The sequence below is a fragment of the Paenibacillus ginsengarvi genome (assembly GCF_003626695.1).
In the GTDB taxonomy this organism is placed as follows: Bacteria; Bacillota; Bacilli; order Paenibacillales; family NBRC-103111; genus Paenibacillus_AB; species Paenibacillus_AB ginsengarvi.
In genome coordinates this window covers 1-16,451 of sequence record NZ_RBAH01000038.1, presented here as the reverse complement: position 1 = coordinate 16,451, position 16,451 = coordinate 1, and the positions used below count along the sequence as shown (strand labels likewise).

Genomic DNA, 16,451 nt, shown 5'->3' with positions numbered 1-16,451 from the left:
CGTTATCCCCTCGGCCCTTCCAAGATCAGCGCGAGCAGCTCCCCGAGCCGATCGAACCGTTTCGTATAATACAAATATCCAATCAAGCATTCGAAAGCCGTACTGTGGCGGTAATCGAGCACGTCAGCGTTTTTCGGAATCGATCCCGACTTGGCGTTGCGCCCCCGCTTGACGATATCCGTTTCCTCCGCCGAGAGCAGGGGCATCAGCTTCAGCAGAGCGGCTGCCTGCGCCTTGGCCGACACGAACTTGACCGCCTCGCGATGCAAATGATTCGGCCGATGATTCGGACGCGAGATGACGAACTGCCTGACCGCCATCTCGAATACCGCATCCCCTATATAGGCAAGCACGAGCGGATTAAGCTGCTGCGCATCCTTCGCCGGCTCATATACAAACAGGTTCATATCCATTAGCGGCTCACCGTCATTCGTCATTTCCGGCGCCAGCGCAGTCCTTGGGGGGTATCCTCCAGTTGAATGCCCTGTGCCGTCAACAAATCGCGGATTTCGTCCGCCCGCGCCCAGTTTTTGCTTTTGCGGGCCTCTGTGCGCTCCACGATCAGCTGTTCGACTTCTTCGTCAAGCAGTTGCTCCTCTTCTTCGGCTAGTATGCCCAGAACGCCGTTCCACTCCTGAATTGTCTCCAGCAGCAGTTTCAGCGTAGAAACATTGGCGTCATCCCGTTTCAAGTAAGTGTTACTCTCCGCTATCAGATCGAACACCGCCGTGATCGCATCTGCCGTATTGAAATCGTCGTCCATCTTCTCGCGGAACTCGGTCCGAATCCGCTCTATTGCCGCCGCCACGCTCCCGTCAACTTCGCCATCCTGAGCAATGCTGATCCGGTGGCGCAGATTGGCGACGCCGTTCTCAATCCGCTCGAGGCCGCCTATGGCCTGCTCCAGTCCTTCCTCGCTGAAATTAAGCGGGTTGCGGTAATGGGTCGACAGGAAGAAGAAGCGAATCGACTGCGGCTTCACCTGCTTCACAAGTTGCCTCACGTTAATGCCGTTGCCGAGCGATTTGGACATTTTTTCATTGTTGATATGAATATATCCGTTATGCATCCAATAATTGGCCAGCGGTTTGCCGGTCGAGCACTCCGACTGGGCAATCTCGCACTCGTGGTGCGGAAATTGCAGGTCGTGACCGCCGCCGTGAATATCGAGCGTATCGCCCAAATATTTGCGCGCCATGGCGGAGCATTCGATGTGCCAGCCGGGACGGCCGTCGCCCCACGGGCTGGGCCAGTAAATCTCGCCCGGCTTGGCGCCCTTCCACAGCACGAAGTCCTGCGGGTTTTCTTTGAGCTCACCCACCTCGACGCGAATCCCGAATTGCAGCTCATGCAAATTTTGATGCGACAGCTTGCCGTATTCCGCGAATTTTTCAGTGCGGAAATAAACATCCCCGCCGCTCTCGTAGGCAAAGCCTTTATCGACCAAATCGCCGATAAGCGCCACGATTTCTTCGATATGCTCCGTCACGCGCGGATTGGCAGTCGCCTTGCGTACGCCGAGCGAGTCGATATCCTCGTGATAGGCCGTTATATATTTGTCAGCGATCTCCGGTACGGTTTCTCCGGTTTTCTCAGACTTGTTGATCAGCCTGTCGTCCACATCGGTAAAGTTGACGATATAATTGACTTCGTAGCCGGTCATCTCCAAATATCGTCTGACGACATCGAAGAATATAGCCGGCCTTGCGTTGCCGATATGAATGTAGTCATATACGGTCGGGCCGCATACGTACATGTTTACCTTGCCCGGCTCGATGGATACGAACGTTTCCTTGGCGCGAGTCAGTGTGTTATACACCTTTAGACTCATAAGATCCTATCCCTCCATTAGATCGATGCATCTCCTGCTTGAGCTGATCGACCTCATTCTTTAAATGTTCAATCTGCTTCTCCATATTCCGAAACAGCTCGATCAGCGGGTCCGGCAGCTTGTCGTGATCGAGCTTATTGAGACTGACTCCGTCGCGTTTGACGATGCGGCCCGGGTTGCCGACGACCGTGCTGTTAGGAGGCACCTCCTTCAGTACGACCGCGTTCGCGCCAACCTTCGAATTATCGCCTACCTGGAATGAGCCCATCACCTTGGCGCCCATTCCTACAACGACGTTATTGCCGAGCGTGGGGTGGCGTTTGCCGGTTTCCTTCCCCGTTCCGCCTAACGTCACTCCTTGATACAATACGACGTCGTCGCCGATTTCGCAAGTTTCTCCGATCACAACTCCCATGCCGTGATCGATAAACAGCCTTTTGCCGATGGTGGCGCCCGGGTGAATTTCAATGCCGGTCATGAACCGGCTGAATTGGGAGATCATACGGGCAACTGTGAACCACTTTCTGCGATAAAACCGGTGAGCCACACGGTGGGCCCAGACGGCATGCAGACCGGAGTATGTGAGCAACACCTCGAATGTGCCGCGCGCGGCCGGGTCGTTATCCTTAATGGCCTGAATATCCGATTTCATGCTGCGGAACATGCACTCACCTGCTTTCTTTCGTTAGCCCCGCACAGCGACCGAAAACAACGCCGGAGCTTAATTGGCCAAACTGATGCAACAACAAAAAAACGCCGCTGCAGCACTAGGCTGCAGAGACGTATATACGCGGTTCCACTCTGCTTGGACAGCCGGCAATCGCGGCTATCCCTCTTCGTATCCTTAACGCGGACTCACGGCAGCGCCTACCCTGGCAAGCAGCTCGGCGTTGCAGCTCACGGGCGCATTTCCGTTTCCGCGGGAATGGGCAACTTCCAGCCGGCGCTGATAACGCCGATCGCCCTCTCTGTCAATCCCGACCGTCACGTACTTTCCCGATCGTAGCTTGAAATATAAGGTCAAATCTTAAATTAAACCAAGTATACAATATCGACCCGGGGATGACAACCGCTTTCCGGCTCATTCCCAGGGCAAACCCATTAGAGGATCTTGGAGCGAACGGTACCAATCACGGTGCCGTCTTCAGCAGGCATACGACTGACTGTGCGGCAATCCCTTCCCCGCGTCCGGTAAAACCAAGCTTCTCCGTAGTCGTCGCCTTCACGTTCACCTGGGAAATCTCCTCGGCACCGAGCACACGAGCGATTAACTGCGTCATTTCCGGTATATAAGGAGCCATCTTCGGCTTCTGGGCAATAATCGTCGAATCGATGTTGCCAAGCTTGTAGCCCATCCGCTTCGCCATCGCCCATACGTCCTCCAGCAGCTTGACGCTGTCGGCATCCTTATAAGCTTCGTCCGTATCGGGAAAATGCTTGCCGATATCGCCCTGGCCCAAAGCTCCCAAAATGGCATCCGTAATCGCATGGAGCAGCACATCAGCGTCCGAATGGCCGAGCAGCCCTTTTTCGTAAGGAATAGACACGCCTCCGATGATGCATTTGCGCCCTTCCACCAGCTGATGTACGTCAAAGCCTTGTCCGACTCGTATCATGACGGCTCATCCTCTCCCATTTGTGTTCGTTCCAAAAGGCGCTGCGCCAGCAGCATGTCGTCCGGGGTCGTAATTTTAATGTTCGTATAATCGCCCTCGACGATATAGACGGAATGCCCGGTTCTCTCGACGAGCATGGCATCGTCCGTGCCGATAAACCCGTCGCGCACCGCAAGCTCATGCGCCTGCCGAAGCAGGCCAAGCCGAAAAGCCTGTGGGGTTTGCACCGCCCACAAGCTTTTGCGATCCGGCGTGCTGTCGATTCGCCCGGAGTCGTCCACGACTTTGATCGTATCTTTAACCGGCACCGCAAGCACGGCGCCGCCCGCTTCATGTGCTTTATGTAAGCATTCCGCTATTTTCGCCTCGGTCACGAAAGGCCTTACGCCGTCATGGACCGCGACAACCTCGATCCCTTCCGGCAATCGCTCCAGACCGATCCGGACCGAATGCTGGCGTTCCTCGCCCCCGGAAGCGACGGCTACGACCTTCGTAAGCCCGTACTTCTCGACATACGTGATGCAGCGGCCGATATCTTCGCTCCCCGTTACAAGCACTACCGCCTCGATCTCCGGCGTCCGCTCGAATATCTCAAGCGTATGTACCAGAATCGGCTTGCCCTGAAGCTGCAAGTACTGCTTGCTCTCAGGTGCTCCCATCCGGCTTCCTTTACCCGCCGCCACAACGACGACGCCATTTCTTGACATTGCTTCTTCCCTGCCCCGCCTCATTTACGATTATGGGTAAGCCCATCTTCCTATCATAATCGTTTTACTGCGCTTTTTCCAACAGTTTCGGCTTGGCGAATATCATCCGGCCTGCGGACGTTTGCAATACGCTCGTCACGAGCACCTCGATCGTCGCCCCGATATACTCGCGTCCGCCCTCTACAACGATCATCGTACCGTCATCCAGATAAGCAACGCCCTGACCTTGCTCCTTGCCGTCCTTAATCACCTGAACGAGAATTTCCTCGCCGGGCAGAACAACCGGTTTGACCGCATTGGCCAGATCGTTAATATTGAGCACCGACACGCCTTGCAGCTCGCATACTTTGTTCAGGTTGAAATCGTTCGTAATCACTTTGCCCTGCAGCGCCTTGGCCAGCTTCACCAGCTTGCTGTCCACCTCGGATATTTCCTCGAAGTCGCCCTCGTAGATGAGTACCTTCACGTCAAGCTCCTTCTGGATTTTGTTCAAAATATCGAGTCCGCGGCGGCCGCGATTGCGCTTGAGCAGGTCCGAGGAATCGGCAATATGCTGAAGCTCCTCGAGCACAAACTCCGGGATGACAAGCGTTCCTTCGATAAAACCGGTTTTGCAAATGTCGGCGATCCGGCCGTCTATGATGACGCTAGTATCCAAGATCTTATGCTCGTCCTTTTTTGGCATGCCGCTTTTGCCCCCGCCTGATGTGAACGCGTTCAGCAGGTCTTCCCGCTTCTGGTAGCCGATGCGGAATCCGTAAATGCCGAGCAAGCCAGTCAGCACAAACATGAGCAGCGTACCGAGCCAGCCCGCCTTCGTCAGCATCGGCAGCAGCAGGGCCGATATAATAAGCCCGAGTACAAGTCCCGCGAGCCCCGACAGCAGATCGAGCGTAGGCGTCTTGAGAATCTGATCCTCAAGTGTGCGGATCCGTTCCGCCCCATAACCGAACACCAGCGCCGAAGCGGCATAAAAAAGAACAGCGCCGATACCGGCGGCCCAATAAGCCGGCCCCGCAATATGCTCCACTCCCAATAATGGACCTACAGATTTTAACAAAAATTGCTCGATCGCTCCATTCCATCCGTAACCCAGCAATCCTCCCGCAATAGCGAGAATGAGCTGGAGCTGGCGTTTCGCCATCCCATTCACCTCCATGAACGATAAAAACTGTACTATGTGAATTGCAGCGCTTTGGTGCCCAAGAGGTGTTCACCCGAAGCCGCTTATTACCAATTATGTTCCAATATGTAGGCGGCTAATCCGGACCCGCAAACTTTTTCGCGCAAATTGAACTTTGGGATCGATTCTTTTATAATGTAACGTAGTTAGAATCTGGGAAATTCGGGGTGAATGGAATGAGCGGCTTAACGCTGAAGCAGTTTCAAGAGCAAGTTTCCGATTTGCTACTCCGTCACCGAAGTTTGCTGGACGTCTTGTCCAAATCGCAGCAGGCGAGCGCCTCCGTCAATCGCAGCGTCATCAAGTCGGTTACCGAATGCGGCTGTATCTCGCTACAGGCGAACAAGCAGCCTTATACCGAGGAATTAACGCTGGAGGAAACAAAAGCGATTATCCAGACCCATGTAAACGGCCAATTATGCGAAAACTGTATCGATGCGATTACCGTTCAACTTGGCAAACAACTGTTCTATTTGTCCGCCCTATGCAATCTGCTGGAGCTGGACCTGGACGATACGCTTGCCAAGGAATCGCAAAAATGCTCCACGCTCGGGTTGTTCAACTTATCGTAAATGTAACCTTCGTCCGTTACGAAGAAACAAAAAAAGCATTTATTTTCTGAGACCAGAAAATAAATGCTTTTTATTTTCGTGAATACACCTTCAGTTAGCCGTGCGTTTCCGACTTGGCCGGCTCGTCTAGCTGTTTCGCTCTTTTTCGGCGGCGGAATAGTCTTCTAGCGTTTTTTTTTAGGCCGTTAAGCCCATATAAAGCATAGATCAGCAGCGGAATGAAAATCAGCTTGGAAAGCAGCCCCGGATAAATAACGGCCAGCGTCACCGCTCCGGCTACAATAATCGGAGTGAGCCAAATCGCCGTTTTCGGGATGCCCACTTTTTTGAAATTTGGATATTTAACGGTGCTAACCATCAGCAGCGACAGTACAACCGTGCTCGCCAGCAAGATCGCGGAAGGGATCTCGTTATGGAATAGCGCGAGCGTACTAAGCACGCTGCCGGCTGCCGGAATCGGCAAGCCGATGAAATAGCCGGGCGTACCGGAAATAACATTGAAGCGAGCGAGCCGCAAGGCGCCGCAGATCGGGAAAATCGCGGTAACGATCCATGCGAGCGCGGAAGCCTCCATATTTTGAAAAGCGACAACGTACATTATAAAAGCCGGCGCAACGCCAAACGAGATGACGTCGGATAACGAATCCAGCTCCTTGCCGAATTCGCTTTGCGCATTCAGCGCCCGGGCCACGCGGCCGTCAAGTCCGTCCAGCAGCATCGCCACAATGACGAAGATGGCGGCGAGCTCGGCATTGCTGTTGTCCGCGCCGGAATTAAACGCCAAAATAATAGCAATAATCCCCAGAAACAAGTTACCTACCGTAAACATGCTGGGAATCGAATTTCTTATCATGAAAGGCTCCACCTCTACCCTTTACTATGCCCCAAAGCTACGCGAATCAACCCTCGCGCTCCGGGTAACGCGAACCTATCTTCTGATTGTAGGGCAACTTATATATGTCTGTCAATGAACAATTGCTCTTGGATGCGCTTCAGCCCCTCCTTGATCGCACGTGCGCGAACTTCGCCGATCCCGTCCACTTCGTCCAGCTCTTCAATCGTCGCCATGACGATATGCGGCAGCTTCTCGAAGCGGTCGACCAGGTTCTGGATAATGACGGCCGGCAGACGAGCCAGCTTGTTCAGCATCCGGTATCCCCGGGGAGCAACCGTTTCTTCCAGCATCGAGCTTGTGTGGGGATAACCGAGCAGCCGAACGATATGCTGATGATCGAGCAGTTCCTCGGCGTTCAGCTTTTTGAGTCCGGCGGCTATTTCCTTCGTCTTCTCGTCGCTGCATTCACGGCAATAATCTTTGATGACGAGAACCGCTTCATAATCGATGTTGCCCACAAGCTCCTCGAGCTGCATACTGATCAGACGGCCCTCCGTGCCGAGCTCGTTAATGTAACGTTTGATTTCGGCTTTGACGCGAAGCACCATCTCAAACCGCTGAATGACACTCGCCACTTCGTACAACGTAACGAGCTCCTCGAATTCGGTGGCACCAAGATTGGTAAGCGCCTGATCGAGCACCGAGCGATATTTCTCCAGCGTCTGAATCGCCTGGTTCGCTTTCGTCAGAATAACGCCGATATCCTTGAGCGAATAGCGCAAATTACCCTGATACACCGTAATGATGTTACGCCTTTGCGAAATCGACACGACCAGTTTGCCCGTTTGCTTGGCCACCCGTTCGGCCGTCCGGTGACGGATGCCCGTTTCTATGGAAGGAATCGTCGAGTTCGGAATGAGCTGCGTATTCGCATACAAAATCCGTTTAATGTCCTCGCTTAATATAATAGCCCCGTCCATCTTGGCCAATTCGTACAAATAGTTGGGGGAAAAGTCGCAATTGATGGAAAAGCCCCCATCCACAATTTCCATTACGCCGGGACTGTAGCCCACTACGATGAGTGCGCCGGTTTTGGCTCGGAGCACGTTTTCGAGCCCTTCGCGGAACGGCGTACCCGGAGCCACCAGCTGCAAAATCTGCGTCATGACGTCCCGCTTCGTATCGTCCTTCACTTCATAGCCTCCTTATGGGACCGCATGTGCTTCCTTGTTCCGTGAAATAGCGACTCCTTACTTCCTTATTCCAAAGCGGCAGCCAGCGCTTCCGCGACGGTTTCCACTCCGATAATGTCAATCCCTTGCGGAGGCGTCCACCCCTTCAAGCTTTTACGCGGCATAATGACCCGCTTGAAGCCTAGCTTCTGCGCTTCCTTCACGCGCTGATCAATGCGCGATACGCCCCGCACCTCGCCCGTCAGTCCGATCTCGCCGAATACGACATCAAACGGCTGCGTCGGCCGGTCCTTGAAGCTCGAGGCGATAGCGACCGCAGCCGCCAGATCGACGGCCGGTTCGTCCAGCTTGACGCCTCCGGCTACATTTAAGTAGGCGTCCTGATTTTGCAAAAACATCCCGACCCTTTTCTCCAGTACAGCTATAATAAGCGACAGCCGATTATGGTCGATCCCTGCGGACATTCGCCGAGGGCTTGGGAAGTTCGTACTCGAAACGAGCGCTTGCAGCTCTACGAGCACGGGCCGCGTCCCTTCCATACTGGCCACTACGGTAGAGCCGGATACGCCCAGCGGCCGCTCGGACAAGAACAGTTCCGACGGATTCGTCACCTCGCGCAAGCCATTTTCGATCATTTCGAAAATGCCCATTTCGTTCGTGGAGCCGAACCGGTTCTTCACCGCACGCAGCAGCCGGTACGAATGATGACGCTCCCCTTCGAAATACAGCACGCAGTCGACCATATGCTCGAGCAGGCGAGGACCGGCGATCGCCCCTTCCTTCGTCACATGACCGACGAGCACGGTAGCGATTCCTTTGATTTTAGCTATTCGCATAAAATGCCCCGTACATTCGCGAACTTGCGCAACACTTCCCGGGGCCGACGTTACCGCCGGATGAAACACCGTTTGAATCGAGTCCACGACCATAAAGTCCGGCTTCTCGTTCTCGATCGCTTCTTCGATCATTTCGACATTCGTTTCACATAAAACGAACAAACGTTCGGATAAAGCATCCAGCCGATCCGCTCTCATCTTGAGCTGGCGAATCGATTCCTCCCCCGATATGTACAGCACCTTCAGGCCGACGGACGTCATCTGATGCGACAGCTGGAGCAGCAGCGTCGACTTGCCTATGCCCGGGTCTCCTCCAACGAGTATTAACGAACCCGGCACGACTCCTCCGCCGAGCACCCGGTTGAGCTCGCCCATGCGGGACAAAATGCGTTTCTCGCTGCTGCTTTCTATATGTATGATCGAAGTTGCTTTTTCTTTCGTCTGGGTCAGAGAGGACTGGAATCCCTTCGACTTCCCGGTCATCTCCACTTCTTCCACCATGCTGTTCCAGGCGCCGCAACCGGGGCATTTGCCGAGCCACTTAGGCGATTCTGCCCCACATTCTTGACAGCAAAATTTTGTTTTCAGCTTCGACATGTACATTCCTCTGCTTCTATATGGTACCCAAAGTGTACCATTTCGCGAATACAATGAAAACCCCGCCAACATAGTGCCGGTCTGCCGCTCCTTCAAACGCAAAAAAAGCATTCCGGCTACCCGAATCGGATAACCGAAATGCTTGTAGGTCACCATCTTTACATCAAGCTCATTGCTTCATTACGACAAGTTCGCCATCGACTTCGTCGATCGTGAGCGAATCGCCCTTGGCGATATTGCCCCTAAGCAGTTCCTCGGACAAACGGTCCTCGATATGCTTCTGGATCGCCCTGCGCAGCGGCCTTGCCCCGTAAGTCGGATCGAAGCCTTCCTTCGCCAGAAACGCCTTTCCCTTGTCGGTAAGCGTAAACTCAACATCCTGTTCGCGCAGACGCTTGCTAAGCTCGTCGGACATCAGGCTGACGATCCGGGCGATATGCTCCTGCTCAAGCGAATGGAACACGATAATTTCGTCGATCCGGTTCAAAAATTCCGGACGGAAGCTTTTCTTAAGCTCGCCCATCACTTTGTCTTTCATGATCGAGTAATCGCGGCCGGCATCGGCTGCTGCCGTGAAGCCGAGCGTGGAGTTTTTCTTGATCATTTCGGCGCCGACGTTCGACGTCATAATGATGAGCGTATTGCGGAAGTCGACGGTGCGGCCCTTGGAGTCGGTCAAACGCCCGTCCTCGAGCACTTGCAGCAGCACGTTAAACACTTCCGGATGCGCCTTCTCGATTTCATCGAGCAGCACGACCGAGTACGGTTTACGGCGTACTTTCTCGGTCAGCTGACCGCCTTCTTCGTAACCGACATATCCCGGAGGCGCCCCGACGAGCCTCGAAGTCGAATGCTTCTCCATATATTCCGACATGTCGATGCGAATGACCGCATTCTCATCGCCAAACAGCGACTCTGCCAGCGCTCTCGCCAGCTCGGTTTTCCCGACCCCGGTCGGACCGAGGAAAATAAACGAGCCCATCGGACGTTTCGGATCTTTCAGTCCCGCTCTTGCCCGACGAATCGCCCGGCTGACGGCTTTGACCGCTTCTTCCTGGCCGATGACGCGTTCGTGCAAAATATCTTCCATCTTCAGTAGACGCTGGCTCTCTTCCTCAGCCATCTTCACAACAGGAATGCCGGTCCAGCTTGCAACTACTTGAGCGATATCGTCAGGCGTTACCTCGGAATCGGTGCGGCCTTGTTTTTCTTTCCACTCGTTTTTCGTCGCTTCCAGTTCGTCGCGCATTTTTTGTTCGGTATCGCGAAGCGAAGCGGCTTTTTCGAACTCCTGGCTTTGTACCGCAGCATCCTTCTCCTTGCGGATATTGTCAAGCTGCGTTTCGAGCTGCTTCAGGTTAGGCGGAATTGTGTACGAACGGAGTCTTACCCGCGAGCTTGCTTCGTCGATCAAATCGACCGCTTTATCGGGCAGGAACCGGTCGGAAATATACCGATCCGACAGCTTCACCGCTTGCTCGATCGCTTCGTCCGTTATTTTGACACGATGATGCGCCTCGTACCGGTCGCGGAGTCCGCGCAAGATGAGAATCGCTTCTTCCGGCGTCGGCTGATCGACCGTGATTGGTTGGAATCTGCGCTCGAGCGCGGCGTCTTTCTCAATATACTTGCGGTATTCGTCCAGCGTCGTCGCCCCGATGCACTGCAGCTCCCCACGGGCCAGAGCCGGTTTCAAAATGTTGGAGGCGTCGATCGCACCTTCCGCACCGCCAGCCCCGATCAGCGTATGCAGCTCATCGATGAACAAAATGATGTTTCCAGCTGCGCGAATTTCATCCATAATCTTCTTCAGGCGATCTTCGAATTCGCCGCGGTATTTCGTACCCGCCACGACCGAGCCCATATCGAGCGTCATGACGCGTTTATCGCGCAGCGTTTCCGGAATTTCGTTGTTGACGATTTTTTGCGCTAGCCCTTCGGCGATCGCCGTTTTCCCGACGCCCGGCTCCCCGATGAGCACCGGATTGTTTTTCGTCCGGCGGCTGAGCACTTGAATGACGCGTTCGATTTCTTTGGCGCGGCCGATGACCGGGTCTAGATTGCCTTCCTTCGCCGAAGCAGTCAAGTCGCGGGCCAAGCCGTCCAAAGTCGGCGTATTCACGTTCGCCGGCGTCGAATGACTCGAAGATACCGCTTCGCTGCTGCCAAGCAATTGAAGCACTTGCTGGCGGGCTTTGTTCAGGCTGACACCCAAATTGTTGAGCACGCGGGCAGCTACGCCTTCTCCTTCGCGAATCAGACCGAGCAGTATATGCTCTGTGCCGACATACGTATGTCCCAGCTTGCGCGCTTCGTCCATCGACAGCTCGATTACTTTTTTCGCTCTTGGCGTATAGGCGATATTGCTCGGCTGTTCTTGACCTCTGCCGATAAGCGATTCCACTTCGTCCTGAATTTTCTCGAGGCTAAGACCGAGTGCGATCAGCGCTTTAGCGGCGATGCTTTCGCCTTCGCGAATTAACCCGAGCAAAATATGTTCCGTGCCAATGTTATTGTGGCCAAGCCGAACCGCCTCTTCTTGAGCCAAAGCGAGCACCTTTTGCGCACGTTCCGTGAATCTCCCGAACATCATGTAAAGCACCTCCACCATTTATATCAAGATTTGCTTGCCATTTTATGACGAATCAATTCTGCACGGCGTACGTCGCGATCGTCGGCCGACAACTTGTTACCGGCATATTGTTGTAAAAACCCGGGCTGAGTCATCACATTCAGCTCATTGAGAACATGCGGCGAGACGACATCGAGCAATCCCAGATCGACTCCAAGCCGAACGTCCGATAAACGCTGGGCCGCTTCCTTCGAATCCATGATGACTGCATTCGACAGGATGCCGTAGGAGCGCTGAACCCGGTCGGCTACGCGCATTTTCGATTCCTCCAGCAGCTTATGCCGGGCTGCCCGTTCGTGCTCGATGATTTGTTTCGCAACGCTGTGCAGGTTGTCGATGATTTCTTCTTCCGATTGGCCCAGCGTAATTTGATTCGATACTTGAAAAATGTTGCCGAGCGCCTCGCTGCCTTCTCCGTAAATGCCGCGAACCGCCAAGCCCACCTGATTGATCGCCTGTAAAATGCGGTTCATCTGCTGGGTTAGCACGAGGGCGGGCAAATGCATCATAACCGAAGCGCGGATTCCGGTTCCTACGTTCGTCGGGCAGCTTGTCAGGAAACCGCGGCGTTCGTCAAACGCAAAATCGAGCTGCGATTCGAAAACATCGTCGATCCGATCGGCCAGTTCCCACGATTCGCGAATTTGGAATCCCGGGCTCAGACATTGGATGCGAAGATGGTCCTCTTCGTTTACCATAATGCTGACCGCTTCGTTTTGGCTAATCAGAACCGCACCGTTACGCGATTCGTTGGCCAGATTCGGGCTAATCAGATGCTTTTCGACCAGGACGCGCTTTTGCAGCTCGTCAAGCTGATCGAGCGCGAACAGATCGAATCCGCTAATCTGAAGCAGCTCATCGCTTTGCATCACCTTCACGATCCGGTCCATCACTTCTTTGGACTGGGTGTTTGTCGACAGCATCGGGAAGGGGTGGCTTCGCAAATTGCGGGCGAGCCGAATCCGCGTACTAATGACAACGTCCGATTCAGGGCTGTTCCCCTTCATCCAATCGCTGAGCGCTTGCACGAAAATTGCAGACCGTTCCAACTTCTCCCGCCTCCCTTCCGTTATGAGTTCGATGAGTTCAGCTTCGATTCCAGTTCACGAATCTGGTCCCGAATATGTGCCGCCTGCTCAAATTCCTCGCGTGTGATGTGCTGCTGCATATCGTTTTTGAGTTTGTCGATTTCCCGTTTATATTGGATGAGGCCGCCTGAACGCTTCGGCACTTTGCCGACGTGGACGTTATTGCCATGCACCCGTTTGAAGAGCGGATCCAGCTTCTCCGAAAAATGCTCGTAGCAGGAGCTGCAGCCGAATCGCCCGATTTTGCTGAACTGACTGTAAGTGAGGCCGCAACTGTCGCAGCGGAGCGTCTGCGGCTTCGTTCCGATTGAGGTTTGAGTGGGATCGAACAACAGTCCCGACAGCAGGTTATGGATCGAAAAGCCGTTCGACGTTCCCGGAATCAGCTCCCCTTTCTCCCGAGCGCAAGATTCGCAAATATGATATTCCGTCTTTTCCCCTTTGACGATTTTTGTAAAATACAGCGTCGCCGGTTTTTTATTGCATTCCTGGCAGAGCACGGGTTACGTCCCCTCCTTTGGATCAATCATCTATGGTCATATTTCGCAAAAGCGAAATCGGCCTTCATGGTTCGGTTGTGTGACTTTGAGCTACTTGCTAAGCAATGCAATCAGCATAGCTCTGAGCAAGCTTGCCCGAACTTCATCCCGTTGCGGAAGCTTCAGTTTCAATACGTCTCTGGACATGGCGGCCTTCAACAAGTTCGCTTCTCGAGTTGAAATGAAACAGCCCTCGGCCAGCTGGTATATAATGCCTTCTGCGGTAGCCTGATCGATCTGTTCACCTACCGTGCTGAATATGTGCACGTGGATTGCTTCCTTGGAAGGCAGCTCCACCTGCTGGATGCGGATATATCCCCCGCCGCCTCGCTTGCTCTCGACCAGATACCCTTTCTCCAGCGTAAATCTTGTGCTTATTACATAATTAATCTGTGAAGGCACGCATTGAAACCGGTCAGCGAGCTCGCTTCGCTGCAAATCGACGACTCCATTCGGGCTTTGCTGCAAAATGTTCTTCAGATATTGTTCGATGATATCGGAGACATTACGCATCAATATACCCTCCATAAAGTGTGGTAAGCCGTTCAACTTGCCTGAGTTGTTCATTAAAAACTAAAAAGTCGGAAAGTTCAAACTCTGACTTTGACTTTCTTTGACTTTAGACTTATTATACCCTGTTTTTCCCGATTTGCCAAGTTATCCGTGAAATTTTTTTCAGAAAACCTCTCTGTATAAGACAGTATGCACATCTTGCTTCCGGTTAAGCGGACTTGGAACAACCAATTGCTGTTTTTTCTGTGGTCTTCACATTATTTTAACTTGAAACCGTATTCGGCTTTGGATAAATTGGTTAAAATTGAATAGGAACAGAAAGGATTGAAAGCATTTGATTAAAGGGCTATCTAGAACAACGATCATGTCCCTAATCGGGCTTGTTCTCATCAGCAGAATCATCCTGTTTTTTACCGGATACGTCGGAACCAATCTATTTGCAGCTTATACCGAGCCGCCGGTTTACGAACAGCAGTCTCCCGGAGTTGTGCCGAAAACGGCAATGAAGCTGCCCGTTCGCCTTGAAGATATGCGTACGCCCAATTTGAAAGATTTCGTGAAGTTCGACAGCTTCGCCTATTTGAATATTGCTGCAAACGGCTACGACCGCTATCGGATCGATGATCCGCATCCGCCTGCCAACTGGGTGTTTTTTCCCCTGTATCCTATGCTTCTATCTGCGGCCGACCATGTGGTCTCCTGGTTCGGCTCGATCGATCTGGCTATTTTGGGCGGCATCCTATCGAATTTGTTTTTTCTGCTCGCGCTTTTTTACGTGTACGGCATCTGCAAACAGCAGCAATTGGACGAGCGCCAATCCAGAACCGTCATCTTGCTCATGCTGCTTTTTCCGACCTCTTTGTTCTACTCGCTTCCTTATACGGAAAGCTTGTTTTTGCTGCTATCGGCGGCTTCGCTATATTACGCGGCGGACAGGCGGTACGCGCTTGCCTTTATTGCCGCTGGGTTATCGACCGTAACCCGGGTACCCGGCTTCGTCAATTTATTTTTCGTTGTTGGCACCGTCCTCTTTACCGAAGGCATTCCGATCACCAGACATCACGTGCGTTGGGTGCTTTACTCGCTGCTCGCTTTGGTACCGATGGGAGCCTATCTGTTCTATATGAAATGGCAGACCGGCGATTGGCTCGCGCCCTTTCATGAGCAAAGCCAGTGGTACCGGGCCACCTCTTTGCCGTTTACGTCCTATATCCATTACTTCAAGAAGCCGTACTTCATGGCTCCGGGCGGGTGGGACAATGGTTTTCTCGCTTTCGTGATGTCTACTGCCGTGTTTCTTGTGTATTTGATCTACTTGATTTTTCAAGCCAACCGGCTGTTTCGGCAACCGAAACAGTTGCTGTTCTGGGTGTATGGGGCTTTGTTGATCGTTATTCCCTTTTCCAGCCAGCCGTGGTACTTGGCCAGCGTAGTCCGGTATATGATGGTCGTCATTCCGTTCTATATTTACCTCGTTCAGTTGACGGAGAAGCGAGAAAACATTCGGTTTGCGTACCAGCTTTTATTTGCCGCAATTCTTATTATTACGACGATTGGTTTCTTCAATGATTACTACTTCATGGCTTAATACTTTAGAGGGCGTTATAGTATCTGGAGAGTATTCGGAAAGGAGGGGAGAAGGAACATGGATGTTGAGCGTTTGCGTTATCCGATCGGCCTATTCGAACCGGTAACGAATCCGACATTTGCACAGCGGGGCGAATGGATTCGGGATATTGAGGCAATTCCGGAACAGGTGAGACTCACCGTGCAAAGCTTGACGCCAGAGCAGCTAACGACGCCCTATCGGCCCGGAGGCTGGACCGTACAACAAGTCGTGCATCATATGGCCGATAACGACATGAACGCCTTTATCCGGTTCAAACGGGCCCTTACGGAGGAATGTCCGCTAGCTGGCTCGTACCGGGAAGATTTGTGGGCCCAACTAGACGATTACAATGTGCCTGTAGAGATTTCCTTAGTGTTAATGAAAGCCGTTCATGATCGTTTTGCCGCCTTGCTCCGCAGCATGCGCGAAAACGAATTCGAGCGAAGCTTTATAAGCCAGACTCACGGGTCGATGAGCCTTAACGAAGCCGTGCAACGGTACGTGTGGCATGGCCGACATCATCTTGCGCAGCTGCTTTCGCTCCGGGAGCGGATGGGATGGAATAATTAAAAATAAAAACAAAAAAGCCACATGGATTCATCGTCCATGTGGCTTTGTGTCGCTTGGCAACGTCCTACTCTCCCAGGACCCTGCGGTCCAAGTACCATCGGCGCTGGAGGGCTTAACGGTCGTGTTCGGG

17 protein-coding genes and 1 rRNA gene are annotated in these 16,451 nt (G+C 53.1%); 4 read left to right on the top strand and 14 right to left on the bottom strand.

The window, feature by feature from the left end:
• Positions 1–2: 2 nt before the first annotated feature.
• From D7M11_RS32735 to epsC, 3 genes are read right to left on the bottom strand one after another with little or no spacing between them, the layout of a single operon-like run.
• Entirely contained in the window at positions 3–437 is a 435-nt protein-coding gene (locus tag D7M11_RS32735; protein WP_240041414.1) for a Mini-ribonuclease 3, read from the bottom strand.
• Positions 434–1,831 carry a cysteine--tRNA ligase gene (cysS, locus tag D7M11_RS32730; protein WP_120751483.1) on the bottom strand — a complete coding sequence of 466 codons (1,398 nt, stop codon included), beginning with the start codon at positions 1,829–1,831 and terminating at the stop codon, positions 434–436. Before cysS ends, D7M11_RS32735 begins: the two co-directional genes overlap by 4 nt.
• Positions 1,812–2,495 carry a serine O-acetyltransferase EpsC gene (epsC, locus tag D7M11_RS32725; RefSeq protein WP_120751482.1) on the bottom strand — a complete coding sequence of 228 codons (684 nt, stop codon included), beginning with the start codon at positions 2,493–2,495 and terminating at the stop codon, positions 1,812–1,814. The genes cysS and epsC overlap by 20 nt, the downstream gene beginning before the upstream one ends.
• Before the next feature lie 141 nt (positions 2,496–2,636).
• Between epsC and D7M11_RS37190 the strand changes: the two genes are divergently transcribed.
• Positions 2,637–2,837, top strand: coding sequence for a hypothetical protein (locus D7M11_RS37190; RefSeq protein ID WP_205127144.1), 201 nt, complete (start codon positions 2,637–2,639; stop codon positions 2,835–2,837).
• Positions 2,838–2,961: 124 nt separating this feature from the next.
• Here D7M11_RS37190 and ispF read toward each other — a convergent pair whose 3' ends face one another.
• The 3 genes from ispF to D7M11_RS32710 all read right to left on the bottom strand — a co-directional run bounded on the left by ispF (position 2,962) and on the right by D7M11_RS32710 (position 5,298).
• Positions 2,962–3,447 carry a 2-C-methyl-D-erythritol 2,4-cyclodiphosphate synthase gene (gene ispF, locus D7M11_RS32720; RefSeq protein WP_120751481.1) on the bottom strand — a complete coding sequence of 162 codons (486 nt, stop codon included), beginning with the start codon at positions 3,445–3,447 and terminating at the stop codon, positions 2,962–2,964.
• Positions 3,444–4,154 carry a 2-C-methyl-D-erythritol 4-phosphate cytidylyltransferase gene (gene ispD / locus D7M11_RS32715; RefSeq protein ID WP_120751480.1) on the bottom strand — a complete coding sequence of 237 codons (711 nt, stop codon included), beginning with the start codon at positions 4,152–4,154 and terminating at the stop codon, positions 3,444–3,446. The genes ispF and ispD overlap by 4 nt, the downstream gene beginning before the upstream one ends.
• Positions 4,155–4,218: 64 nt before the next feature.
• Positions 4,219–5,298, bottom strand: coding sequence for a PIN/TRAM domain-containing protein (locus tag D7M11_RS32710; protein ID WP_120751479.1), 1,080 nt, complete (start codon positions 5,296–5,298; stop codon positions 4,219–4,221).
• Between the two features lie 215 nt (positions 5,299–5,513).
• On the opposite strand from D7M11_RS32710, the gene D7M11_RS32705 reads away from it, so the two are divergent.
• A complete protein-coding gene (locus D7M11_RS32705; RefSeq protein ID WP_120751478.1) occupies positions 5,514–5,909 on the top strand; it encodes a DUF1573 domain-containing protein in 396 nt (131 codons plus the stop codon).
• 94 nt (positions 5,910–6,003) lie between these two features.
• On the opposite strand, the gene pssA is transcribed toward D7M11_RS32705, so the two are convergent.
• The 7 genes from pssA to D7M11_RS32670 all read right to left on the bottom strand — a co-directional run bounded on the left by pssA (position 6,004) and on the right by D7M11_RS32670 (position 14,142).
• Entirely contained in the window at positions 6,004–6,762 is a 759-nt protein-coding gene (gene pssA, locus D7M11_RS32700; RefSeq protein WP_120751477.1) for a CDP-diacylglycerol--serine O-phosphatidyltransferase, read from the bottom strand.
• Between the two features lie 98 nt (positions 6,763–6,860).
• Entirely contained in the window at positions 6,861–7,937 is a 1,077-nt protein-coding gene (gene disA, locus D7M11_RS32695; RefSeq protein WP_275671753.1) for a DNA integrity scanning diadenylate cyclase DisA, read from the bottom strand.
• 65 nt (positions 7,938–8,002) lie between these two features.
• The gene (radA, locus tag D7M11_RS32690) at positions 8,003–9,370 is read right to left on the bottom strand and encodes a DNA repair protein RadA (RefSeq protein WP_120751476.1); all 1,368 of its coding nucleotides are present in this window, start codon (positions 9,368–9,370) and stop codon (positions 8,003–8,005) included.
• A gap of 169 nt (positions 9,371–9,539) precedes the next feature.
• Positions 9,540–11,963: an ATP-dependent protease ATP-binding subunit ClpC gene (gene clpC / locus D7M11_RS32685; protein ID WP_120751475.1), complete on the bottom strand. Its 2,424-nt coding sequence runs from the start codon at positions 11,961–11,963 to the stop codon at positions 9,540–9,542.
• 23 nt (positions 11,964–11,986) lie between these two features.
• Positions 11,987–13,009, bottom strand: coding sequence for a protein-arginine kinase McsB (locus D7M11_RS32680; protein WP_120751540.1), 1,023 nt, complete (start codon positions 13,007–13,009; stop codon positions 11,987–11,989).
• Positions 13,010–13,071: 62 nt separating this feature from the next.
• A complete protein-coding gene (locus tag D7M11_RS32675; RefSeq protein WP_120751474.1) occupies positions 13,072–13,590 on the bottom strand; it encodes a protein-arginine kinase activator protein McsA in 519 nt (172 codons plus the stop codon).
• 90 nt (positions 13,591–13,680) lie between these two features.
• On the bottom strand, positions 13,681–14,142 hold the full coding sequence (locus D7M11_RS32670; protein ID WP_120751473.1) for a CtsR family transcriptional regulator: 462 nt from the start codon (positions 14,140–14,142) through the stop codon (positions 13,681–13,683).
• Between the two features lie 364 nt (positions 14,143–14,506).
• Here D7M11_RS32670 and D7M11_RS32665 point away from each other — a divergent pair, with 364 nt between their 5' ends.
• Both D7M11_RS32665 and D7M11_RS32660 read left to right on the top strand, forming a co-directional pair.
• Positions 14,507–15,730 (top strand): mannosyltransferase family protein, encoded by a 1,224-nt coding sequence (locus D7M11_RS32665; protein WP_193556336.1) that lies wholly within the window; start codon positions 14,507–14,509, stop codon positions 15,728–15,730.
• A 57-nt stretch (positions 15,731–15,787) separates the two neighbouring features.
• Entirely contained in the window at positions 15,788–16,321 is a 534-nt protein-coding gene (locus D7M11_RS32660) for a YfiT family bacillithiol transferase (RefSeq protein ID WP_120751471.1), read from the top strand.
• Between the two features lie 51 nt (positions 16,322–16,372).
• On the opposite strand, the gene rrf is transcribed toward D7M11_RS32660, so the two are convergent.
• Positions 16,373–16,451 (bottom strand): 5S ribosomal RNA (gene rrf, locus D7M11_RS38280); the annotation flags it as partial.